The sequence below is a fragment of the Streptomyces sp. NPDC033131 genome, assembly GCF_055578365.1.
On sequence record NZ_JBVIPA010000014.1, the window covers coordinates 175179 to 196929 of the forward strand.

At 71.9% G+C, this 21751-nt stretch carries 19 protein-coding genes; 10 read left to right on the forward strand and 9 right to left on the reverse strand.

Annotation, left to right across the window (positions count from 1 at the left end; translation table 11 throughout):
• Window positions 1-574: 574 nt before the first annotated feature.
• Entirely contained in the window at window positions 575-1762 is a 1188-nt protein-coding gene (locus ACZ5XS_RS20130; protein ID WP_468653088.1) for a N(5)-(carboxyethyl)ornithine synthase, read from the forward strand.
• Window positions 1763-1782: 20 nt separating this feature from the next.
• On the opposite strand, the gene ACZ5XS_RS20135 is transcribed toward ACZ5XS_RS20130, so the two are convergent.
• The 3 genes from ACZ5XS_RS20135 to ACZ5XS_RS20145 form a co-directional block, all read right to left on the reverse strand.
• Window positions 1783-2997: an LCP family protein gene (locus tag ACZ5XS_RS20135; RefSeq protein ID WP_468653090.1), complete on the reverse strand. Its 1215-nt coding sequence runs from the start codon at window positions 2995-2997 to the stop codon at window positions 1783-1785.
• A gap of 30 nt (window positions 2998-3027) precedes the next feature.
• The gene (locus tag ACZ5XS_RS20140; RefSeq protein ID WP_468653092.1) at window positions 3028-5106 is read right to left on the reverse strand and encodes a bifunctional polysaccharide deacetylase/glycosyltransferase family 2 protein; all 2079 of its coding nucleotides are present in this window, start codon (window positions 5104-5106) and stop codon (window positions 3028-3030) included.
• 260 nt (window positions 5107-5366) lie between these two features.
• Entirely contained in the window at window positions 5367-6173 is an 807-nt protein-coding gene (locus ACZ5XS_RS20145) for a pectate lyase (RefSeq protein WP_468653094.1), read from the reverse strand.
• 595 nt (window positions 6174-6768) lie between these two features.
• Here ACZ5XS_RS20145 and ACZ5XS_RS20150 point away from each other — a divergent pair.
• The 3 genes from ACZ5XS_RS20150 (at window position 6769) to ACZ5XS_RS20160 (ending at window position 9178) form a co-directional block, all read left to right on the forward strand.
• Window positions 6769-7380, forward strand: coding sequence for a hypothetical protein (locus tag ACZ5XS_RS20150; RefSeq protein WP_468653096.1), 612 nt, complete (start codon window positions 6769-6771; stop codon window positions 7378-7380).
• 101 nt (window positions 7381-7481) lie between these two features.
• Window positions 7482-8375: a hypothetical protein gene (locus ACZ5XS_RS20155; protein ID WP_468653098.1), complete on the forward strand. Its 894-nt coding sequence runs from the start codon at window positions 7482-7484 to the stop codon at window positions 8373-8375.
• Window positions 8376-8500: 125 nt separating this feature from the next.
• Entirely contained in the window at window positions 8501-9178 is a 678-nt protein-coding gene (locus ACZ5XS_RS20160) for a formylglycine-generating enzyme family protein (RefSeq protein WP_468653100.1), read from the forward strand.
• A 57-nt stretch (window positions 9179-9235) separates the two neighbouring features.
• Here ACZ5XS_RS20160 and ACZ5XS_RS20165 read toward each other — a convergent pair whose 3' ends face one another.
• From ACZ5XS_RS20165 to ACZ5XS_RS20180, 4 genes are all read right to left on the reverse strand, one after another.
• Window positions 9236-10429 carry a CaiB/BaiF CoA transferase family protein gene (locus tag ACZ5XS_RS20165; RefSeq protein WP_468653102.1) on the reverse strand — a complete coding sequence of 398 codons (1194 nt, stop codon included), beginning with the start codon at window positions 10427-10429 and terminating at the stop codon, window positions 9236-9238.
• Window positions 10426-10884, reverse strand: coding sequence for a MarR family winged helix-turn-helix transcriptional regulator (locus ACZ5XS_RS20170; RefSeq protein ID WP_468653104.1), 459 nt, complete (start codon window positions 10882-10884; stop codon window positions 10426-10428). Before ACZ5XS_RS20170 ends, ACZ5XS_RS20165 begins: the two co-directional genes overlap by 4 nt.
• A gap of 183 nt (window positions 10885-11067) precedes the next feature.
• Window positions 11068-12060 carry a helix-turn-helix domain-containing protein gene (locus ACZ5XS_RS20175; protein WP_468653106.1) on the reverse strand — a complete coding sequence of 331 codons (993 nt, stop codon included), beginning with the start codon at window positions 12058-12060 and terminating at the stop codon, window positions 11068-11070.
• A 938-nt stretch (window positions 12061-12998) separates the two neighbouring features.
• On the reverse strand, window positions 12999-13982 hold the full coding sequence (locus ACZ5XS_RS20180) for an alpha/beta hydrolase (RefSeq protein WP_468653108.1): 984 nt from the start codon (window positions 13980-13982) through the stop codon (window positions 12999-13001).
• A gap of 246 nt (window positions 13983-14228) precedes the next feature.
• Here ACZ5XS_RS20180 and ACZ5XS_RS20185 point away from each other — a divergent pair, with 246 nt between their 5' ends.
• The gene (locus tag ACZ5XS_RS20185; protein WP_468653110.1) at window positions 14229-15197 is read left to right on the forward strand and encodes a TerC family protein; all 969 of its coding nucleotides are present in this window, start codon (window positions 14229-14231) and stop codon (window positions 15195-15197) included.
• Window positions 15198-15225: 28 nt separating this feature from the next.
• Here the strand turns inward: ACZ5XS_RS20185 and ACZ5XS_RS20190 are convergent, their stop codons facing one another.
• Window positions 15226-15480, reverse strand: coding sequence for a hypothetical protein (locus ACZ5XS_RS20190; protein ID WP_468653112.1), 255 nt, complete (start codon window positions 15478-15480; stop codon window positions 15226-15228).
• A gap of 113 nt (window positions 15481-15593) precedes the next feature.
• Between ACZ5XS_RS20190 and ACZ5XS_RS20195 the strand changes: the two genes are divergently transcribed.
• Window positions 15594-16499, forward strand: coding sequence for a LysR family transcriptional regulator (locus ACZ5XS_RS20195; protein ID WP_468653114.1), 906 nt, complete (start codon window positions 15594-15596; stop codon window positions 16497-16499).
• A gap of 120 nt (window positions 16500-16619) precedes the next feature.
• Here ACZ5XS_RS20195 and ACZ5XS_RS20200 read toward each other — a convergent pair whose 3' ends face one another.
• Window positions 16620-17183: an NAD(P)H-dependent oxidoreductase gene (locus ACZ5XS_RS20200; protein WP_468653116.1), complete on the reverse strand. Its 564-nt coding sequence runs from the start codon at window positions 17181-17183 to the stop codon at window positions 16620-16622.
• A gap of 118 nt (window positions 17184-17301) precedes the next feature.
• On the opposite strand from ACZ5XS_RS20200, the gene ACZ5XS_RS20205 reads away from it, so the two are divergent.
• From ACZ5XS_RS20205 to ACZ5XS_RS20220, 4 genes are all read left to right on the forward strand, one after another.
• Entirely contained in the window at window positions 17302-17970 is a 669-nt protein-coding gene (locus tag ACZ5XS_RS20205; RefSeq protein WP_468653118.1) for a TetR/AcrR family transcriptional regulator, read from the forward strand.
• Between the two features lie 73 nt (window positions 17971-18043).
• The gene (locus ACZ5XS_RS20210; RefSeq protein ID WP_468653119.1) at window positions 18044-19078 is read left to right on the forward strand and encodes a LacI family DNA-binding transcriptional regulator; all 1035 of its coding nucleotides are present in this window, start codon (window positions 18044-18046) and stop codon (window positions 19076-19078) included.
• Between the two features lie 18 nt (window positions 19079-19096).
• The gene (locus ACZ5XS_RS20215) at window positions 19097-20275 is read left to right on the forward strand and encodes a 4-hydroxybenzoate 3-monooxygenase (RefSeq protein ID WP_468653121.1); all 1179 of its coding nucleotides are present in this window, start codon (window positions 19097-19099) and stop codon (window positions 20273-20275) included.
• A 30-nt stretch (window positions 20276-20305) separates the two neighbouring features.
• Window positions 20306-21742: a benzaldehyde dehydrogenase gene (locus tag ACZ5XS_RS20220; RefSeq protein ID WP_468653123.1), complete on the forward strand. Its 1437-nt coding sequence runs from the start codon at window positions 20306-20308 to the stop codon at window positions 21740-21742.
• The last annotated feature ends 9 nt before the right edge of the window (window positions 21743-21751 follow it).

Here is a 21751-nt window from a genome sequence, read left to right on the forward strand (position 1 = left end):
GCAGGCCCGCGCCGCGGGCCTGCATCAGAACGGGGTGTCCTCAGAGTGCGCGGACCTGGTCGGCCCGTGTGTGCATCGAGGTGTCGATCGCCGAGTGGGGGGCGAAAAGGTCGGCCATGTGCGGTCTCCTCCGAGTTGGCGAGTACGTCGGAGTACGCGCGCTCGCGCGTACTCCGGGCTGCTGGTCGCCAGCCGTCGAAGAAAACTTTGAAACGACGAAGCGCCCGCTGTCAGAACTCCGCGGGCGCTCACACGTTCGCAAACTTCAACTACAACCACTCTCCAGAACGTCCGGAGTGCCGGCAAGGTTCCCGGCCGGGCGGGGGAGGGGCCCGCGACGCCTGGACGGTCGGGTCCGGACCCAGAGGAGGAGTACGGTTGCGGTATCGAGCGCACCTCGCACGCCGTGAGCCGTTTCGGCGTCGCCCTCGGAGCACGGCACAGGCCGTCCGTATCCCGTTTTCGCGCCGCGCCCCGCCTCTGCGGTTTTCCTGTTTCCCGAGGGCCCGAGAGGCATTCCGGGACCTCACGCACGACCCGAGCACCACCAAGAACTGAATGATTGAGGAAGCGCATGAGCCTGCTGAGTCTCGGAGTGTTCGCCTCCTCCCGCAAGGAGAACGAGTTCCGGCTGCCGCTGCACCCCGCCCACCTCGAGCGGATCGCGCCGGACATCCGCGAGAAGATCTTCCTCGAAGAGGGGTACGGCGACCGGTTCGGTGTCGCCGACGACGCTCTGCGGCCGCTCGTGGCGGGCCTGCGCCCCCGTGAGCGACTGGTCGCCGAGTGCGACGTGCTGCTGCTGCCCAAGCCCATGCACGAGGACGTCGCCGCACTGCGCGAGGGCCAGGTGCTGTGGGGATGGCCGCACTGCGTGCAGGACGAGAAGATGACCCAGCTCGCCATCGACCGGCGGCTGACCCTCATCGCCTGGGAGGCCATGAACCACTGGACCTCCACGGGCGCCTTCAGCGTCCACGTCTTCCACAAGAACAACGAGCTCGCCGGCTACTGCTCGGTGCTGCACGCCCTTCAGCTCGGCGGGCTGACCGGCAGCTACGGCCGCCGCCTGCGCGCCGCGGTCATCAGCTTCGGCGCCACCGCGCGCGGAGCGGTCACGGGCCTGGGCGCCATGGGCGTCTCCGACGTCACCGTGCTCACCCAGCGCGCCGCGGCGGCGGTGGCCTCGCCGATGCCGTCGGTCGTGATGGGCCACTTCGAGGAGCAGGACGACGATTCCTCGCGCCTGCTGGCGATCACCGCGGCCGGTCCCAAGCCGCTGGCGGAGTACCTGGCCGGGTTCGACATCATCGTCAACTGCGTCCTGCAGGACACCGACGCGCCGCTGACGTTCGTCACCGAGGACGAGCTCGCCCTGTTCCGGCCGGGAACCTTCTTCATCGACGTCGCCTGCGACGAGGGCATGGGCTTCGAGTGGGCCCGGCCGACCTCCTTCGGCGAGCCGATGCCCACGGTGGGCCCGGGCTGCCACTACTACGCGGTGGACCACAGTCCGTCCCACCTGTGGAACTCGGCGACGTGGGAGATCAGCGAGGCGCTCCTGCCGTACCTGCGCAAGGTCATGAGCGGGTCCGAGGCGTGGGACGCCGACGCCACGGTCGGCAAGGCCATCGAGATCCGCGACGGTGTCGTACAGAACCCGAAGATCCTGTCCTTCCAGCACCGGACGGCCGCCTACCCCCACGTCCCCGAGGCCTCCGTCGGCGCCCCGGCGATGAGCTCCTCCGCCCGCCGGGCCTGACCGGCCGCCGGCCGGGGTGGTCACTTCTCCCGCGGGAGCGTCACCGGCCGGTCGTCCCTCAGCTCCGCGAAGAGTTTCCGCGCCCGGCGGTCGTCCCACTTCACGGCGCTGCCCTTGGAGGTGGCGAGGGCGGGGTCGGAGACGGGCACGTTGACCTGTCTGCCGCCGCCCGCCGTGACGCCCCGCATCGCCTGGAACAGCGACACGAGATCCCGTAGCTCCGTGTCCTTGTCCACGACGAGCGTGTCGAGGCCCGCGCCGAGGGTCGGAAGGGCCTTGGCGGGGTTGAGGAGCGTTTGCGGGGTGACGGCCTTCCTGGCGAGCGCGGTCAGGAACCTCTGCTGGTTGCGGGTGCGTCCCAGATCACCCTGGGCTTCCTGTTTGCGCTGCCGGACGAACGCCAGCGCCTGGCCGCCGTCGAGGGTCTGGCAGCCTTTCGGCAGGTCCGCGCCCGACTTCTCGTCCTTGACGGCACGGTCCAGGCACAGGTCCACGCCACCGACCGCGTCCACCACGCCGACGAAGCCCGCGAAGCCGATCTCCGCGTAGTGGTCGACGCGCAGCCCGGTGTTGCGCTCCACGGCACGTACGAGCAGGTCGGGGCCGCCGAGGGAGAACGCGGCGTTCAGCTTGTCGGGCTCGGCGCGGTAGTTCCTGCCGGTCTCGGGACGGACGTACGGCGGGAGGGTCACCCACGAGTCGCGCGGCAGGCTCATCATCGTGGTGCCGTTCGCGCCGGTGTGCAGCAGCATCATCGAGTCGGTGCGGCGGCCCTCGGCCGAGCCGGTGCGCAGATCCTTCCGGGCCTGCTCCGACAGGCCCGCACGACTGTCGGAGCCCACGATCAGGTAGTTGGTCCCCCTTCCCTCCGCCGGACGGTCCGGGAGCGCACCGAGGTCGACCTTCTGGTCGAGCTCGGTGTCCGCCCACACGTACGTACCGGCCAAGGAGACGGACAGTGCGCAGACCAGGACGATCGCCAGCCGCGTGACCCTGCGGCGCCGGGTGGGACGCGGCCTGGGGGAGCGACGGCCGCCCGCGTCCCCGAAGGGCCCGCGCCCGTGGCCCGTACGGCCCGGAGTGGCCGGCGAGGGCATGCCCGGCAGTGGTGCCGTACGCGTCGTGGGCGAGGCCGCGGTCCCGCGCGTCACCCGCCCCGTGACGACGCGCGCTGGCCGCGCCACACCACCGCTCGGGTCGTAGTGGCCCGCCGGGCGGTCGGTCCCGTCACTCATCGGCCTGCTCAGTCCCTCACCACGTCGGAATCATCTCGTCGGCAGGCTCTTGTACGAGGCCGGACCTCCGATCTGTTCAGCGGCCGTACCGGAACGCTTCATGCGCTGCCACGTCAGCCGACTGCCCACCAGGGCGGCGACCACGGACTGGACGACGACCAGGTACATCAGCTGCCGGTAGACGAAGAGCTGGAAAGGCATCGACCACAAGGCCCGCTTCCGCTCCCCGTCGAGCTGCAACGCGTAACCGGCGCACACCAGTTGGACGCCCAGGAAGGCGAACCACACCCCGGCCGAACTCAGTGGGTCGAGGAACAGCACGCCGTACAGGGCGAAGACGTCGATGACCGGCGCGAGCAGTGGCAGGACGACCTGGAACAGCGCGAGGTACGTGAGTCCGCGCCGGCCGAAGCGCCCGGCCACTCCCACTTCCAGGACCGCCCCGCGGTGCTTCCACATGGCCTGGATCGTGCCGAAGCACCAGCGGTAGCGCTGACGCCACAACTGGCGCAGGGAGGTGGGCACTTCGGTCCAGGCGACGGCGGACTCCTCGTAGAGCACCCGCCAGCCCGCCCGCCACAACGCCATCGTGAGGTCGGTGTCCTCGGCGAGGGTGTCGTCGCTGATCCCGCCGACGCCCGTCAGCGCGTCCCGGCGGAACGCCCCGATGGCGCCCGGGACGGTGGTCATGCACTCCAGCACCTCGAACATCCGGCGGTCGAGATTGAAGCCGAAGCAGTACTCGAGATGCTGCCACTTGGCGAGCAGGCCCCGCCGGTTGCCGACCTTGGTGTTGCCGCTGACCGCGCCGACGGCCGGGTGTGCCAGCGGCTGCACGAGATGGCGGATGGCGTCCGGTTCGAAGACGGTGTCGGCGTCGACCATCACCACGATGCCGTAACTCGCGTACGCCAAACCGGTGTTGAGGGCGGCGGCCTTTCCACCGTTGGGTTTGCGGATCACCAGCACGCGCGGATCGCCGATGCCGTCGGCGAGCTCCGCCGTGCGGTCCGTCGAGCCGTCGTCGACCACGATGATCTGCAACTGGGGGTAGTCGGAGGCGAGCAGGGAGAGGACGGTGGACTCGATGCCGGCCTCCTCGTTGTAGGCGGGCACGAGCACCGTCACCGGTTCCGTCACCTCCCGCAGCCAGGGCGCGCCCGGCCGGGAGTGCTCCAGACGCCGGACGTGAGCACGTGCGAAGACGGCGAGCAGCACCAGCCGCAGCACCCCGAGAGCGCCCGCGATGCCGAGCGTCCAGGTCATGGCGTTCGAGAACGCGTGCCCGACGGTGGTGGCCCACACGAGGGCGGTGCCACGCCACCTCTCAAGGGTCGACACCGGGGCGTACGGGGTGAGCCGGAGCCCTGCCGAGACGGTGGTGAAGCGGTCGACGTTCCGGTTCCCGAGCAGCTTCGCCGCCTGCCGGTACGCGGTCGCCGTCTGGCTGAGCTGCCGGACCAGGCCCTGTGCCGGCTTCCGTGACACCTTGTCGGCGGCGACCAGGACGTATCCCCGGGCGGTGGCGCGCCGTGCCGCCTGCCACTCGCGGCCGCACAGGGTGTCCGGCGAGGTGGTCCGCGGCATCCGCAGCAGATTGGTGCGAAGACCCGCGGTACCGGCCAACGCACCTTGGGTCAGGTCCAGTTCGGCGGAGAAGCGGGCGGGCGACGTCTCACCCAGGGCGGCACCGGTGTACGTGTTGGAGCCGATCTCGTGGCCCTCGTCGCGGATCCGCCGTACCAGGTCCGGATGGCGGGCCGCCTGGGAGCCGAAGAGGAAGAAGGTGGCGCGCGCCCGGTGTTGTCGCAGCAGGTCGAGCAGGCGCGGGGTCCACACGGGGTCGGGACCGCCGTCGAAGGTGAGCGCGACGGTGCGGGCGGGCATCGAGCCGGTCTGTATGCCGTTGCGGTTGATCCCCACCACGGGGCCGCCGCCGGCCACGGCGTCGGGAACGGGCGAGGTGCACGCGGACCGTGTCTTCGCCGCGTCGACCTCGTGGTTGGTCCAGCCCTCGAAGAGCAGGGCCCCGAACATCGCGGGGAGGACGAGTATCAGTAACAGCCAGTGTCCGCGCGGGTCGCGGGACTGTTTGTGCCGAGCTTTCACGGAACGTCGTCCCCCCTCTCGGCCGGTGTGCCGAGCGGGTCGCACGTGGCCTGCGGCACAGGCGCCTTGAGGCGCCTCGCGCCCCGACGGGCCACGTTCCGGACCGTTCTTCTCCAGTCGTGGGTGTCGGGGCGCGAGGCGCGAGGGGACGTCTTCTTCCACTGCCTGATGGGACTGGAGTTACGCATGGGGCGGGAGTCTAGCCACGGCATTTCGTTTGCATGGCCGTAACACCGAGTCTCACAGGAACTCGCCGTCGGTCACTTGTAGGCGATGCCCGACGCGCTGTAACGGCAGGACGTGCCGTCCGGACCGCTGCCGATCTTGCTCGGCTCCGCGCCGCTGGTGTTGCCCTGGAAGCGCTCGCAGACGGTGATGTCCCTGCCGCTGTCGCCGACGATCGTCACACGGGAAAGGGTGGCGGTGTCCCCGTAGTTGGCGTTGACGCCGGCCAGCACCTTGCCGGGGGCGGTCACCCTGACGTTGTCGATCACGACGTGGCGCTCGTACTGCGTCTCGCAGTTGCCGCACGAGCGGTAGAGCTTGCCGAACTCGGCGACCTGGAAGTTCCTGATCGTCAGCGTGCCGGCACCGTTGTGCTGGAAGACCTTGTCGTCCGCCTTCCGGGCGCCGCCGCCGACGACGAGGTACGTGGCCGAGGGCGAGGTGCCCTTGAAGGTGGCCGCGTCCTCGCCGACGTCCTGCCACCACACGTTCTGCAGGGTGCAACTGCCCAGGCAGTGCACGCCGTCGGCGGCCGGCGCGCCGAGGATCACGTTCTTCAGGACGGCTCCGTCGGCGAGTTCGAAGACGGGGTCCTGGTTTTCGTCCTGCCCGTCGCCGCCCAGGGCGCCGGAGCCGTAGAAGCGTCGCAGGCCGCCGTCGTAGCTGCCGGAGACCTGGATGGTGGACGTCACCGGCTTGCCCCCGGTGGCGGTCGGCCAGGAGCCGAGGGCGGAGGCGGGGGAGGGGGAGGGGGAGGGGCGCCTGGCGGCGGAGGCGGACGGGCTCTTGCTCGCGGATGCCGAAGCCGAAGCCGAGGACGAGGCCGAGGGCGAGGCGGACACGGAGGCCGACGAGGACGCCGAGGGGGAAGGAGACGATGACGAACCCGAAGGGGAAGGTGACGCCGAAGCGGACGGCGCGGACCTGGTTTTGGCCGCCGCCGGCCCGGAGGCCGATGACCTCATCAGGACACCGCCGATGATCACGCCCCCGACCAGAGCGGTGGCCACCGCGCTGATCAGAACAGTCCGACGGCTGGTTCTCCCGCGCCGCGTCCGGCGGTGCAGGGCTGCTCTTGTACTCACGTGGTGACCTTCGTTCGGCAGTTCGTGGAGCGCGTCGCCCACCAGTCGCCACCGCTGCCGCAAAGGTTGCCGGAATTCTGTGAAGGTCGCGGATTCCGTGAGATGTGTGTCCGTCCCCGGTCGCCCGTCCGGACGGAGCAGCAGAACAAAGGGGGCGCACCCTGACGGGCGAACGTGCCCGTAGCGCTCACAGCGGCCGTGCTGTCCGGGAAGGTGCTGGTCAGCGTGACCTCGCCGAGGCGTCGGGCGGGTCACCGGCTGCAGGAGCGGTTGCGGAGGGCCGGGGTGCTTTCCACGGTGGGCGCAGGAAAAGCGTTGAACAGCGTGAACAGCGTGAGGGAAAGGAACGTGCATGCGTCACCTGGTTACCCGCGGTCTTCTCTTGCCGCCCCTGCTGTGCTCGGCCTTGCTGCTCGCATCGGCCGGCACCGCCGCCGCGAGCGACACCTCCTCGGAGGCCGTGGACCGGACCGCCGTGGCACGCTCCGCCCCGGCGGCGGACGCGGTCGTGGAACGGCTCGACGCGCTGGAAAGAGCGGACCGCGCCGCCGTGTTCACCCCGCTCGTCGACGTGGTCAACTCCATCGCGGCGTCGGAGGGCAGCCGTCTCGACCCGGCGGACGCCGCCGCGTACGACCGCGCCGTACGGACCGCACATGCCGCTGTTCAGCAGCGGCTGGCTTCTTCGGTGCCGGCGGCCGCGGCCGCCGACCCGGTCTCCGACCTGCTCACCGAGCTCCAGTCGTCGATCGACGGAATCCTCGGGGCGCTCACCTCGCTCGATCTGGGCGCGGTACTGGGCCAGGTCACCGGGCTGCTGACGCCGGTGACCGGACTGGTCACGGGAGTGCTGGGCGGCGGCGCGCCAGAGTCGACCACCGTGCCGACGGCGGACCTTCCGACGGCGACGGAGCTGACCACGGTGCCCACGGCGGACCTGGCGACGGCACCGCTCACCGGCTGAGCCGGGCGGGGCGCGGCAACCGGCCGGACAGGACGCGGCAACCCGCCGGGCGTCGGCGGCGACACGAAGGTGAATCCCGTACCCCATCAAGGGAGTTCACCATGCGCACCCGCATTGCGCGTCTGATCGCCGTCCTGGCCGCCCTGGCCGCAGTGTTCGCCTTGCCGGGCGTGTCGGTGACCCCGGCACAGGCGGCGGCGACTCCGGCCGGGGCCGCGGCCATCCCGGCCCCGGCCGCCGACGACTGGAATCCCCCCGCCAACCTGGTCCAGCCCCTGAACGAGGTCTGGAACCACGTCCAGTCGACCTACCCGGACCTCCACGGTTTCCGGAACTACGGCTGGGACCAGGTCATGGCCAACAAGGGAAGCGTCAACTACTGCGTCCGCTGGGAGTCCGACGCCCCGGTCAGCGCCGCCCTGCGCGACCGGATCCACACCGCGCTCAAGAAGCAGTTCGGCAAGTGGACGGCGGCCATGGTCGAAGGCGGCAGGGGACACAACGCCTGGCCGTACACCACCGTCCCCGTCAACATCGTCGGCTGGGCGGTCAAGTCCCGGTCGACCCTGCAGTGGACCGACAACTCCGTCGACATCTACGCGGGCAACCTCGACGGCGGCGGCGCCCCGCAGTGCGCGCCGGACTGCGGCCGCTTCTTCCACCAGGACGGCAACTACTCCAGGTGCCCGGGCGGCGCCGCCCGCCACTACGACCAGTCGCTGTGGCTGACCAAGGGATTCCAGGGCGGTGCCGGCGGTGACTGGGGCCAGCGGGTCGGCCAGGAGTACTTCACCGGCGCGCTGGACCAGGAGAACATCCACATCTACCTGCACGAGGTCGGCCACACCTTCGGCCTCGACGACTTCTACGACTGGACCCCGACCGGCCAGTGCTGCTTCCTCATGAAGGCGGGCAGCGCCGCGCAGATCACGGAGTTCGACAAGTGGATGTTCCGCGACTTCTGGCGCCATGTGAAGAGCCGCTACGGCTACTGAGCAGGACCAGGACCAGGACCAGGACCGGGACCGGGACCGGGACCAGGACCGGGACCGGGACCAGGACCAGGACCGAGCGGCCGGGCCCCGGCCGGCCCGCAGCCCGCCGGTGAGATCATCCGCGCATGAACCAGAGCGCGGAGCACCGGATGATCGCCGTCCCCGCCGGACAGGTCACGCTGGCCGACCGGCGGACCGAACGCACCTGGAAGGTGGAACTCGGGCCCTACCGGCTGGCCGCGTACCCCGTCACCCAGGAGCTGTACGCCCAGGTGACGGGGCATCGGCCCGGCGCGGCGCCAGGTGACCGGTTACCCGTCGAGGGGGTCTCCTGGTGGGACGCGGTCCGGTTCTGCAACGCCCTGTCGGAGCGGGCCGGGCTGGCCCCCGCGTACCGGGTCCACTCCGACGGCGAAGCAGTCGACTGGGACACGGACGCCGACGGGTACCGGCTGCCGACCGAGGCCGAGTGGGAGCACGCCTGCCGCGCCGGTACCACCGGGCCGCGGTACGGGCCGCTCGACGAGATCGCCTGGTACCGCGGCACCTCGGACGAACGGCTCCACGAGGTGGGCGGCCGACGGCCCAACCCGTGGGGCCTGTACGACATGCTCGGCAACGTCTGGGAGTGGTGCTGGGATCTCTACGACCCGGAGGTCTACGGCAGTTACCGGGTCCTGCGCGGCGGCGGCTGGTTCGACGAGCACTGGAGCTGCCGGGCGTCCGTACGCCGCCGCAGCCATCCGACGTTCCGGGTGGACGACGTCGGATTCCGCGTCACGCGTTCCGGGACGTCCTGGTGAGGCCCGCCCGCGGCCGGCCCGGCCGCACTCGGCCGCCGCATCGGTGGTCCTCCGCGGTCAGATGACGGCGTCGGCGCGCAGTGCCTCGATGTCGGCGGGGCCGCGGCCGAGTTCCGTGAGGATCGCCTCGGTGTGCTCGCCCACACCCGGCACGGGGTCCATGCGCGCCGGCAGCCCCGCCAGGTCGGCCGGCGGCAGCAGCGCCTGCACCGTCGCCCCGCCGGGCACGCCCACCTCGCGCCAGCGACCACGGGCGGCGAGGACCGGGTGGTCGAGGAACCCGGCGATGTCGTTGACCCCGGCGCAGGCGATGCCGATGGCCTCCAGGTCCTTCAGGATCTCCTCGGCGGCGGAGCGCTCGACGCGCTCGGCGACGACGGCGTTGAGCTCATCGCGATGGACGACCCGGTCGGAGCCGGTGGCGAAACGCGGGTCGGCGGCCAGTTCGGGCCGCCCGAGGAAGTCGGCGCACAGTGCGGCCCACTCGCGTTCGTTCTGGATGGAGAACAGCACGTCCCTGCCGTCGGCGGCCGTGTAGGCGCCGTACGGCGCGATGGTGGCGTGCTGGGTGCCCAGGCGCGGGGGCTGGGTGCCGCCGTACCGGGTGTAGTTGGCGGGCTGGCCCATCCACTCGGCCAGCGCCTCGAACAGGGACACCTCCACCGGGTGTGCCGTGCCGGTGGTGGCGCGCGTGAACAGGGCGGTGAGGACGCCGGAATAGGCGTACATCCCGGCCGCGATGTCGGCGACGGAGATGCCGACGCGGGCGGTCTCTTCGGCCGTGCCGGTCAGGGACACCAGGCCCGTCTGGCACTGCACCAGCAGGTCGTACGACTTGCGGTCGGCCCACGGCCCGGAGGTGCCGTAACCGGAGATCGTGCACGGGATCAGTCGCGGCCACCGCTCCTGGAGGCCGTCCACGCCCAGGCCCAGCCGGTCGGCGGCTCCCGGTGCGAGGTTCTGCACGAACACGTCGGCGCCATCGAGGAGTTCGTGCAGGATCTCGCGCCCCCGGGGGTCCTTGAGGTCGAGCGTGAGGGACTCCTTCGACCGGTTGAGCCACACGAAGTAACTGGAGTGGCCGTGCACGGTCGTGTCGTAGCGTCGCGCGAAGTCGCCGTCGCCCGGCCGCTCCACCTTGATCACCCGGGCACCGAGATCGGCGAGCTGCCGCGTGGCGAAGGGAGCGGCCACCGCCTGCTCCAGGCTGACCACGGTGATCCCGGTCAGCGGAAGCGGCGGCAGGCTCATGCGGCTACGCCGAGGGTCTCGACGGCCCGTACCAGCGGGGCGAGTTCCCGGTTCCGCGCGGCCTCGTCGAGGGCTTCGCGCAAAGCCCTCTCGTTGGTGGGACGGGCTTCTTCAAGGAGTTCGCGACCGGCCGCGGTGACGTCGGTGTAGATGCCGCGGCGGTCGGTGGGGCAGAGGTAGCGGGAGAGCAGGCCGCGGTCTTCGAGGCGGGTCACCAGGCGCGTGGTGGCGCTCTGGCTGAGGACGACGGCGTCGGCGACCTGCTTCATCTGGAGGTGGCCGCCCTCGCCGTCGTGCTGGCGGCCGAGGACGTCCAGCAGGGAGTACTCGCGCACGCTCAGGTCGTGCCCCGCCTGCAGGGCCCGCTCGATGTGGGCCTCGATCCTGCCGTGCAGCAGGGAGAGGGCGCACCAGCCCTGTGCGAGGGCGGTGAGTGCGGGGTCTGTGGCGGTCATGGGGCCTGCTCCTCCGTCCCGAGGTGACTGACCATCCAGGATAGGCCATGCTTGAAATTTCCAGCGGATGCGCTTATCGCGCGCATGCAAGCATCGCCGTGATGGTGATGGCCGTGATGGCCGTGAGTTGGCCGTGATCGCCGGGAAATCGCCATGGCCGTCCGACGGCGCGCGCGTGACCCGCTACGACCGCGCCAGGTGCCGCATCGTCAGGGCCAACTGCAGTCGCAGTCGGCCCTGCGGTGTGCGCAGGGCCCAGCCGAGCAGGTGCTCGGCGTGGGTCAGCCGGTCCTGGAGCGTGGAGTGGTGCACGTTGATCTCGACGGCCGCCGCGCGCAGGCTCGCCGTCGAGGCCACGGCGTGCAGGGTGGCCGGCAGCCAGGGCGTGGTCGCGGCCGCCGCTTCCAGCGCCCGGACGTCGGGCGGCGGTTCGGCGCCCGGGGCGACCAGGTCGGCCAGCAGGGCGATGCCGCCGAGCTCGTCGGCGTACACCACGCGCGGTCCGGGGTCCTGTGCGGTGCCGTCCGCGGTGAACCGCAGGGCGGTACGGGCGGCGGCCCAGGAACGTGGCAGGTCCAGCACCGGGACGGCGGGGCCGACGCCGAGCCGGCCGGTGGGGAGCCGGGCCTCCGGGTGCGCGGCGACGATCCGGGGCCGGCCGTCGCGCGGGGCCAGGGCGCGTGCGGGGGCAGCGGGGTCCAGGCCCAGTCCGCGGGCCGCGTGCAGCCGGGCGGGTTCCGGGGCCGAGGCGTCCAGGGCCGTCTCGATCAGCGCGGGATCGTCGGAGCGAGCCCGCCCCCGGGTGCGGTCGAGGACGAGGCGTACGGCGCCGGCGGCCCGCTCCAGGATCACCGCGTCCACCACGCTGGGGGGCGCCGCCTCCGCCCGCTCCAGCCACAGGGTCGCGGCCCCGCCCGGCGCCAGCGCGGCGGACGGCCAGGCGGCGTCCGGCGGACGGTCCGTCTCGCGGCGGGTGCCGTCGGCCTCGACACGGACGTGCACCCGCCGGTCGGCGTCGACCAGCCGCGCCGGCACCCCGGCCAGCACCGCGGCCCCACGGACCAGCGCCTCCAGCCCGGCCCGGGACTCGGCCAGTCGGTCGAAGTAGGCGATGACCTGGACGGCGGCGCCGGCGTCCGGGTCCAGCGCGGTCAGGCGCCCGGCCAGCTCTTTCATGCGTCCATGGTGCGCTATTCCGTCACGTTTGGCGGTGCCTGTGGGGTGAGGTCATTCGGGCGCACGGCCCCGGAGGTCGCCACACGCCCCCGGAGCCCGCGCTCCGAGAGGCTTGCGCATCCAGCGTCCTCCTGCGCCGCCAGTGCCTGCGGCCTGGGGAGGCTTGCGCCTTGAGTGCCTGCGGCCTGGGGAGGCTTGCGCCTTGAGCGGCTGCGGCCCCGAGGCGTTTCTGGTTCAGTGCCTGTGACCCCAGGAGGCTTGCGTTTTCAGTGCCTGCGGCCTGGGGAGGCTTGCGCCTTGAGCGGCTGCGGCCCCGAGGTGCCTGCGCCTCCAGCGCCTTCGCCCGAAAGGCCTGGCGCTCCCGGAGGCCTGTGCCCGGAGGTTTGCGCTCCCGGAGGTCTGCGCCCCATGGACCTGCGCCCGTGCGACCCGTGCCCGAGGCACTTGGCGCTCCATGGGCCGGCGCCCGAGAGACCCGTGCCCGAGAGTGGCGCCCAAGGGCACACGCTCCAAGGGCCTGCGCTCGCGGGTCTGTGCCCCAGAGACCTCCTGTGCCCCAGAGACCTCCTGTGTCCAAGAGAGCTGCGCCCAAGAGAGCTGCGCCCAAGAGAGCTGCGCCCAAGAGAGCTGCGCCCCAGAGACCTGGGCCAGAGAGCCCCATGTCCCAAGTCCCGGCGTTCCAAAGGCCCCGAGTCCCAGACGCCGCGCGCCCCAGGACGCCGCGCGCCCCAGGACGCCGCGCGCCCCAGGACGCCGCGCGCCCCAGGACGCCGCACGCCCCAGACCCTCCGCGTCCCGGACCCTCCGCGCCCCAGACGCCGCACGCCCCAGGATCGAGACCCCCGGCCCTCCGCGTCTCAGGCGCCGCGCGCCCCAGGCAACCCGGGGACCCAGGGCCCCGCCCCGCGCCTCAGACCCCTCGCCTCAGACCCCTCGCCTCAGATCCCCCCGCCCAGCAACCTCCGCAGCCACGTCGACTGGGCCGCGCGGGCCGTCTGGGAGAGCGCCGCTTGGGGGGCGAAGCCGTCGAAGCCGTGGAAGCCGCCGGGCCACACGTGTAGCTCGGCCACCCCGCCCGCCTGCCAGAGCCGGGAGGCGTAGGCGACGACCTCGTCCCGGAAGGTCTCCGCGGAACCCACGTCGAGGAAGGCCGGCGGCAGCCCGGACAGGTCCTCGGCGCGGGCCGGCGCCGCGTACGCGGACACGTCGGGACCGCCGCGCGCCTCGCCGAGCAGTGCTCCCCAGCCGGTCTCGTTCGCCGTGCGGTCCCACACGCCGAGGCCCGCCATCTGGTGCGAGGACGGGGTGTCGTTGCGGTCGTCCAGCATCGGGCACAGCAGTACCTGGCCGATCAGCTCCGGCCCTTTGCGGTCCCGCGTGAGCAGGGCCAGCGCCGCGGACAGACCGCCGCCCGCGCTGGCGCCCGCCACGACGATGCGGTCCGGGTCGCCGCCGATCTCCGCGGCGTGCTCCGCCGTCCAGACGAGGCCGGCGTAGACGTCCTCGACCGGCGCCGGGTGCGGGTGCTCCGGCGCCAGCCGGTACTCCACCGACACCACGACCGCGTCCAGCTCCTTCGCCCAGGTCAGCGGCACGTCCACGCCGACCCGGTTGTTGCCGAGGACCATGCCGCCGCCGTGCACGTGGTAGAGGACCGGCAGCGGCACGTCCGCGAGCTCAGGTGCGGCCGGCCGGCAGATCAGCAGCGAGATGTCGGGCTCCCCCTCGGGACCCGGCACCGTACGGTCCTCGACCTCGAAGTGCCCGTCCATGGTCAGGTCCAGCTCGGCCAGCATCAGGATGGCCGGCCCGGTGCGCAGGACGTCGATCTCTTCCGGGGTGAGACCGGGGGACAGCACGTCCTTGATCATCTCCAGGGCGGCGGCGAGTTCCGGGTCGAACGGGGGTGGGACGAAGCTCATGGGATCTCCTGACGCGGGGCGCGGCGACTCGTTGCGCCATGATTCGCGCACACGACGGGCGCGGAGCGCCGCCGTACGGCGGGACCTGCCCGCCGTACGGCGGGTGGGCGCCCGCACTTTTCCGCCATGTCCTGGTCTGACCTGCCGTTCTTTGCCGAGACATGGCCAGTTCTTCATCCACCGTCGGTGGAACGGATCCGACGCGCTGACGACGCTGCCGATGCCCCCCACGCACCAGGAGTATCAGTGAACGTCTCCGTCACCGTCTGGCTGCTGACCGTCGCAGCCCTGTGCGCGCTGGTCGCCGCGGACTTCTTCATCGGCAGGAAGCCCCATGACGTCTCGGTGCGGGAGGCCGGGACCTGGACGGTCGTCTGGGTCGTCCTTGCCTGCCTGTTCGGCGTCGCCCTGTTCCTCTTCGGTGGTGCCGAGCCCACCGGTGAGTTCTTCGCCGGCTACGTCACTGAGAAGTCGCTGAGCGTCGACAACCTCTTCGTCTTCGTGCTGATCATGGGGAAGTTCGCGGTTCCGTCCCAGTACCAGCAGCGCGTGCTGATGGTCGGCGTGATCATGGCCCTGGTGCTGCGGGCGGGTTTCATCGCGGCCGGTGCGGCGATCATCTCCGCGTTCTCGTGGGTGTTCTACCTCTTCGGGGCTTTTCTGATCTGGACCGCCTGGAAGCTGATCCAGGACGCCCGTAAGGAAGGGCACGACGAGGAGTACCAGGAGAACAAGCTGCTGAAAGCGGTGGAGAGGCGCTTCGGTGTGGCCGACCGCTACCACGGCACCAAGCTGTGGGTCCGGGAGAACGGCAAGCGGGTGATGACCCCGATGCTGGTCGTGATGCTCGCGATCGGCTCCACCGACGTGCTGTTCGCCCTGGACTCGATTCCCGCCATCTACGGGCTCACCCAGGATCCGTACATCGTGTTCACGGCCAACGCCTTCGCCCTGATGGGCCTGAGGCAGCTGTACTTCCTGATCGGCGGTCTGCTCAGGAAGCTGGTCCACCTCAGCTACGGCCTGTCGATCATCCTCGGCTTCATCGGCGTCAAGCTGGTCCTGCACGCGCTGCACGAGTCCGGCGTCCACGTCCCGGAGATCGGCATCCCCTTCTCGCTGGGCTTCATCGTGCTCGTCCTGACGGTCACCACGCTGACCAGCCTGCGGGCCGCGAGGAAGCAGGAGGCCGCCGAGCCCGAACGCGTGGCCTGACGGCACCCCGGTCACGTTCGACTTCAGTTCAGCGGCCGGCGGAGCCGGCCCGGGCGGCGGCCGGGCGGCTGCGGGAGACGATCCGTGTGCCCCGGCCGTCGGCGACGCGCACCTGCAGCGAACCGCAGCCGCAGCGGGTCCACACCGTGGTTCCCGCCGCCGTGCAGTGCCGGGACACCACCTGGAAGGGTTCGGCGCCGTCGGGCCGGCCGCAGTGCGGGCAGACGGCGCCGGTCGTGCTGGTCGTGCTGGTGGTGCTGGTGGTGCTGGTCGTGCTGGTCATGGGGACTCCTGCGTACGGGGGCTGATGGGCCGTCGCGACACAGCCAGGGTGCGTCGGAGTCTTCGTGCTCGTCCAGGTTGACTTTCCGGAGCAGACCTTGAAGCGTGGGCTTCATGATTGACCTGCGTCGGCTTCATGTCCTGCGGGCGGTGGCGCACTACGGCACGGTCACCGCCGCGGCGGCCGCCCTGCACTTCACGACCTCCGCGGCCTCCCAGCAGATCCGCCAGCTCTCCCGCGATCTGGGCGTCGACCTCCTCGAACCGCAGGGGCGCGGAGTACGGCTCACCCCGGCCGCCGAGAGCCTGCTCGCGCACGCCGACGCCATCCAGGCGCGCTGGGAACAGGCCGAACTCGACCTGCGGGCCGACCACGGCGAGCCCGCCGGGCCGCTGCGTGCGAGTGGTTTCCCGGTGCTCATCTCGGTGCTGTTGGCCCCGATGGCGGCCCGGCTGCGCGAGCGGCACCCGCGGCTGGCCGTCCGGATCCGGGAGGCGGGCGTTCCGGAGAGCTTCGACCTGTTGTTCGAGGGGGAGACGGATCTGGCGGTCGTCGAGGCGACCCCGCACAACCCGCCGCTCGGCGACGCGCGCTTCGACCAGCAGCCCCTCCTGGACGACCCCTTCGACCTGGTCGTCCCCGCGGACCATCCGCTGGCCGGGCGCGGACGCGTCGACCTCGCGGAGGCGGCGCGCGAGGACTGGATCGCCCCGCTCCCCGAGAGCCCCTGTCGTCCGCATGTGCTGTCGGCCTGCGGTGAGGCCGGGTTCACGCCGGACATCGTCCACCACGCCCTGGACTGGAACGTCACGGCCCACCTGGTCGCCAACCGGCTGGGCGTGGCGCTGATCCCCCGGCTGGCCCACCTCACCCCGCACCTGCCGATCGCCCGCGTGCAGTGCACGGGCGACCCGCACCGCAAACTGCTCACCTGTACCCGCCGGGGCGGCCGGACCCGCCCGGCCGTGGTGGCCGCGCTGGCGGAGCTGCGGGAGTTGGCGCCCACGGCGGTGGCATGACGTACGAGCGGCGCGGCCCGCGCAGGACAACGCCGAGGGGCCGGAGCGCTGCGTGCGCTCCGGCCCCTCCGGGACCTGCGGTGATACGCCGGTGCCAGACCTGGGCGGGGTCCGGACCCGTCAGGCGGCGACCGCTTCGCCGGCGTGGCCGTGCAGACGGGTCACGACCTCGGTGAGCTGCGCCGCCACCTCGGCGTCGTCGGCCGGGTGGGTCTCGGCGAAGCGGGTCAGGGAGCCGGGGATGGAGAGCTTGAGGTCCTCGATCACCTTGCCGCCGGCGATGCCCACGGCCTTGCGGGCCTCGTCCTGCGCCCAGACGCCGCCGTACTGGCCGAAGGCGGTGCCGACCACGGCGACGGGCTTGCCGCCGAAGGCGCCGGCGCCGTACGGGCGGGACAGCCAGTCGATCGCGTTCTTCAGGACGGCCGGGATGGTGCCGTTGTACTCGGGAGAGAAGAGCAGGAAGGCGTCGGCGGAGCCGGCGGCCTCACGCAGCTTGGCGGCGGCGGCCGGGACACCGCCCTCGACGTCGACGTCCTCGTTGTAGAAGGGGATGTCGGCCAGGCCCTCGAACAGCACCACGTCGGCGCCCTCGGGAGCGTGCTTGACGGCTGCCTCGGCGAGCTGGCGGTTGGTCGAACCGGCGCGGAGGCTGCCGACGAGCGCGAGGATACGAACAGACATACGAAACTCCCGGGTGCTTAAACGGTGCCGTGACAATCCGGACCGAGGTCCGTTTAACTTTCTAGCACCCTAACCGGACCGCGGTCCAGTTTTGTTCCCGATGCTTTACGCTGTTTTCATGTCCGCCGTCCTGCCTCCCTTCCCGCGCCCCCAGGAGCCCACCGCCCAGCCCGAGTTGCTGCAGGTCGGTTCCTTCGAGGAGGAGCCCTGCCTGCGCGCCGACGCCGCGCGCAACCGGGCCCGGCTGCTGGAGGCCGCCGCCCGGCTGGTGGCGGAGCAAGGCGCGGCCGGCGTGACCATGGAGGCGGTGGCCCTCGCCGCCAACGTCGGCAAGGGGACGGTCTTCCGGCGCTTCGGCGACCGCACCGGTCTGCTGACCGCCCTGCTCGACCACTCCGAGAAGAAGTTCCAGGCCGCCTTCCTCAGCGGCCCGCCGCCGCTGGGCCCCGGGGCACCCCCCGTCGAGCGGCTGCGGGCGTTCGGCTGCGCCATGCTGCGCCGCTCGGCCGACGAACTCGACCTGCAGCTGGCTGCCGAACCGAGCGCGGAACGCCGGTTCTCCAACCCGCCCCGCCGCGTCCTGTACAGCCATGTCGCTCTACTGCTGCGCCAGGCGGTTCCGGACGCGGACGTCGAGCTCCTCGCCCACACGCTGATGGGGTATGTGAGCCCCGACCTGGTCCATCACCTGAGCCGGCAGTGCGGGATGCCGCCTGAGCGCCTGGAGGCCGGCTGGTGCGACCTGGTCGACCGGATGACGGCCACCGCGGGCGAACAGTCGCGCTGAGCGTCTTTTTTTCGCCGCGAAGTTCCCCCACCCGAAAGTTCCACGCACAGGTTCTGCAAAGATGCGGTACGTCATGGTGCAGATACCGAAAACGCCCGCGCCCGTGTCCGCCGTACCGCGCTCCGTGCCCACGAGCGCCGATGTGGCCCGCCTGGCCGGCGTGTCGCGCGCGACGGTCTCCTACGTCCTCAACAACACCAGCGCCGTCCGGATCAGCGAGCCCACCCGCCGCCGCGTCCACGAGGCCGCGAAGGAGCTCGGGTACGTGCCGCACGCGGCGGCCCGCAGCCTGCGCGCCGGGCACAGCCGGATGGTCCTGATGCCCGCGCCGGCCTTCCCGGTCGGTCCGCTCTACAGCCAGTTCATCAGCGAACTCCAGTGGGCCCTGGGCCGCCTCGACTACACGGTCGTGCAGTTCGGCGCGGTCGGCGTGCACGGCGACGAGGCCGCCCGCGCCTGGGCCGAACTACGGCCGGTCGCCGTACTGGTGCCCGGCACCGGCCTCGGCCCCAAGGGCGTCACGGTCCTCAAGCGCTCCGGCGCCCGGGCCGTGGTCACCCTCGGCCCCGAGGCCGTCGAGGGCGCCCACGCCCTGCTCATGGACCACGAGGCCGTCGGCCTCTGCGCCGGCACCCACCTGTACGCCCGCGGCCGGCGCCGTATCGGCGTCGTCGTCCCCGAGGAACCCGGCCTGGACGCCTTCTCCGCGCCCCGCCTGGAAGGCGTACGACGGGCCCTGAACGGCACCGACGCCACCGTCACCGACCTGCCCCTCGCCTACGAGGAGGCCGCCGCCGCACGGCTCGCCGCCTGCTGGCGCACGCTCGGCCTGGACGCCGTGTTCGCGTACAACGACGAGTACGCGATGCTGCTCATGCGCGCCCTGCAGGACGAGGGCGTCGGCATCCCCGAGGAGACGGCGGTGATCGGTGCCGACGATCTGATGCTCGGACGGCTGCTACGGCCCAGACTGAGTACTGTCCACATCGAGCTGCCGTCCGGCCGCGACCTGGCCGAACTGGTCGACCGCGCGGCGCGCAACCCCGGCGCCGCGCCCGAGACGCACACGGTGCTGGGAGCCTCGGTGGTCCACCGCGACTCCAGCTGAAGCCCAGGGAGGCGGGCCATGCGTACGACGGTCGGCGTCATCGGCGGTGGCCCCGCCGGACTGCTCCTGGCCCGGCTGCTGCACCGGGCCGGCATCGACTGCGTGGTCCTGGAGAGCAGGACGCGGGAGTACGCCGAGCAGCGCCAGCGTGCCGGAATGCTGGAGCAGGGCACGGTCGACGCCCTGCGTGAGGCGGGTGCCGCCGACCGGCTCGACGCCGAAGGGCTGGTGCACCACGGCATCGAGCTGCGGTTCGCGGGCGAGCGCCACCGCATCGACTTCCCGTCCCTCACCGGCGGCCGCAGCGTCACGATCTACGCTCAGACCGAGATCGTGAAGGACCTCATCGCCCTCCAACTGGACCAGGGGCCACCGCTGTTGTTCGGGGCCGAGGCGCTGGCGGTCGAGAAGCCGGACAGCGAGCGGCCCGTCGTACGTTTCCGGCACGAGGGCCGTGAACGGACGCTGGCCTGTGACTGGGTCGTCGGCTGCGACGGCTCCCACGGCGTCGCCCGCGACGCCTTCCCGACGGCGACGAGCCGGACGTACGCCCACGACTACCCGTACTCCTGGCTGGGGATCCTCGCCGACGTCCCGCCGTCCTGCGAGGAGCTGGTCTACGCCCGGGGTGAGCGCGGCTTCGCCCTGCACAGCATGCGGTCCCCGGCCGTCTCCCGGCTCTACCTCCAGGTCCCGAACGGGACCGATCCGGGCGACTGGCCCGACGAGCGGATCTGGGACGAACTCGCCGCCCGCTTCGCGATCGACGCCGACTGGACCCTGGCCCGCGGCCCGATCACCGCCACGTCGGTGACGCCGATGCGCAGTCACGTGCACGAGCCGATGCGCCACGGACGGCTGCTGCTCGCCGGGGACGCCGCCCACATCGTCCCGCCGACCGGCGCCAAGGGCCTCAACCTCGCGGTGTCCGACGTCCGCGTCCTGGCCCGGGCCCTCACCGAGCTGCATCGCACCGGATCGGCGCAACTGCTGGAACGCTACTCGGAGTTGTGCCTCGCGAGGGTATGGCAGGCGACCCGGTTCTCGTACGACATGACTAGGATGTTGCACGCTCAACCAAATGGGGATGTGTTCGACGACCGGATGCAGCTCGCACGGCTGCGCCGGATCACCGCATCCCGCCACGCGGCGGCAGAACTGGCCGCGAACTACTCGGGACTCCCGCTCACTCTGTGAGTCCCTCCGGTGACCGAACGGAGAGCCGTCATGCCGTTGCTCGACCCCAAGACCTGGCAATCGCGCACCATGTCAGGACCTGAACACGCCGTCACCGAACCCGCCACCGGCGAGACGCTCGGCACCGTCACCCTCGCCACCGCCGAGGACGTCGCGACCGCCGCCGAGGCGGCCCGCGCCGCCCAGGCCGAGTGGGCCCGCGTGCCCCACTTCGTCCGCGCGGGCGTGCTGCGCAAGGCCGGCGACCTGTTCGCCGCGCACGCCGACGAACTGCGCGAGTGGCTGGTCCGGGAGTCCGGCTCCATCCCCGGCAAAGCCGACTTCGAACTGCATGTCGCCGCCCAGGAGTGCTACGAGGCCGCGGCCCTCGCCTCCCGCCCGGCCGGGCAGGTCCTGCCCAGCGAGGCGGCCCGGCTGTCCTACACGCGGCGCGTTCCGGCCGGAGTCGTGGGCGTGATCTCGCCGTTCAACGCCCCGCTGATCCTCTCCATCCGCTCGGTCGCCCCGGCGCTCGCCCTCGGCAACGCCGTCGTCCTGAAGCCCGACCCGCGTACGGCGGTGTGCGGCGGACTGTCACTCGCCGCGGTCTTCGCCGAGGCGGGCCTCCCGGAGGGGCTGTTCCACGTCCTGCCGGGCGGCGCGGACGCCGGTCAGGCGCTGGTCACCGACCCGCGGGTGCCGGTCATCTCCTTCACCGGGTCGACCGCGGCCGGCCGGGCCGTCGGCGAGGCCGCCGGACGCCACCTCAAGCGCGTCCACCTGGAACTCGGCGGCAACTCGGCCCTGATCGTCCTGGAGGACGCCGACCTCGACGCCGTGATCTCCACGGCCGCCTGGGGCTCCTTCTTCCACCAGGGCCAGATCTGCATGACCACCGGCCGCCACCTGGTGCACGAGTCGCTGTACGGCGAGTACGTCGAGCGGCTGGCCGCGAAGGCCGACTCGCTCGCCGTCGGCGACCCGTTCCGCGGCCAGGTCCACCTCGGCCCGATCATCGACTCCGGCCAGCTCACCAAGATCCACGGCCTGGTGGAGGCGAGCACGGCCCGGGGCGCCAAACTGGCCGCGGGCGGCACGCACGAGGACCTCTTCTACCGGCCGACGGTCCTCGCCGACGTCGACGAAAGCACGCCCGCCTACGCGGAGGAGGTCTTCGGTCCGGTCGCGCCCGTACGGTCCTTCGGCACGTCCGAGGAGGCGGCCGCCCTGGCCGCGACCGGCCCGTACGGACTCTCGCTCGGCATCGTCACCCGGGACGCCGCCCGCGGTCTCGACCTGGCCGAACGGATCCCCACCGGCATCGTCCACATCAACGACCAGACCGTGAACGACGAGGCGGTGGCCCCCTTCGGCGGCGTCGCCGCGTCCGGCACCGGCGCCCGCTTCGGCGGCGAGGCCAACCTGGAGGCCTTCACCGACGTGCGCTGGACGACCGTGCGCCCGGACGTGGCGCCGTACCCCTTCTAGCGCCTTCGG

Coding starts and splice junctions, on each gene's coding strand:
- ACZ5XS_RS20135 (WP_468653090.1), bottom strand. CDS start 2,997: ATGAGTGACGGGACCGACCGCCCGGCGGGCCACTACGACCCGAGCGGT.
- ACZ5XS_RS20155 (WP_468653098.1), top strand. CDS start 7,482: ATGCGCACCCGCATTGCGCGTCTGATCGCCGTCCTGGCCGCCCTGGCC.
- ACZ5XS_RS20165 (WP_468653102.1), bottom strand. CDS start 10,429: ATGAGCCTGCCGCCGCTTCCGCTGACCGGGATCACCGTGGTCAGCCTG.
- ACZ5XS_RS20205 (WP_468653118.1), top strand. CDS start 17,302: ATGTCCGCCGTCCTGCCTCCCTTCCCGCGCCCCCAGGAGCCCACCGCC.
- ACZ5XS_RS20180 (WP_468653108.1), bottom strand. CDS start 13,982: ATGAGCTTCGTCCCACCCCCGTTCGACCCGGAACTCGCCGCCGCCCTG.
- ACZ5XS_RS20170 (WP_468653104.1), bottom strand. CDS start 10,884: ATGACCGCCACAGACCCCGCACTCACCGCCCTCGCACAGGGCTGGTGC.
- ACZ5XS_RS20210 (WP_468653119.1), top strand. CDS start 18,044: ATGGTGCAGATACCGAAAACGCCCGCGCCCGTGTCCGCCGTACCGCGC.
- ACZ5XS_RS20160 (WP_468653100.1), top strand. CDS start 8,501: ATGAACCAGAGCGCGGAGCACCGGATGATCGCCGTCCCCGCCGGACAG.
- ACZ5XS_RS20150 (WP_468653096.1), top strand. CDS start 6,769: ATGCGTCACCTGGTTACCCGCGGTCTTCTCTTGCCGCCCCTGCTGTGC.
- ACZ5XS_RS20195 (WP_468653114.1), top strand. CDS start 15,594: ATGATTGACCTGCGTCGGCTTCATGTCCTGCGGGCGGTGGCGCACTAC.
- ACZ5XS_RS20220 (WP_468653123.1), top strand. CDS start 20,306: ATGCCGTTGCTCGACCCCAAGACCTGGCAATCGCGCACCATGTCAGGA.
- ACZ5XS_RS20190 (WP_468653112.1), bottom strand. CDS start 15,480: ATGACCAGCACGACCAGCACCACCAGCACCACCAGCACGACCAGCACG.
- ACZ5XS_RS20175 (WP_468653106.1), bottom strand. CDS start 12,060: ATGAAAGAGCTGGCCGGGCGCCTGACCGCGCTGGACCCGGACGCCGGC.
- ACZ5XS_RS20200 (WP_468653116.1), bottom strand. CDS start 17,183: ATGTCTGTTCGTATCCTCGCGCTCGTCGGCAGCCTCCGCGCCGGTTCG.
- ACZ5XS_RS20215 (WP_468653121.1), top strand. CDS start 19,097: ATGCGTACGACGGTCGGCGTCATCGGCGGTGGCCCCGCCGGACTGCTC.
- ACZ5XS_RS20130 (WP_468653088.1), top strand. CDS start 575: ATGAGCCTGCTGAGTCTCGGAGTGTTCGCCTCCTCCCGCAAGGAGAAC.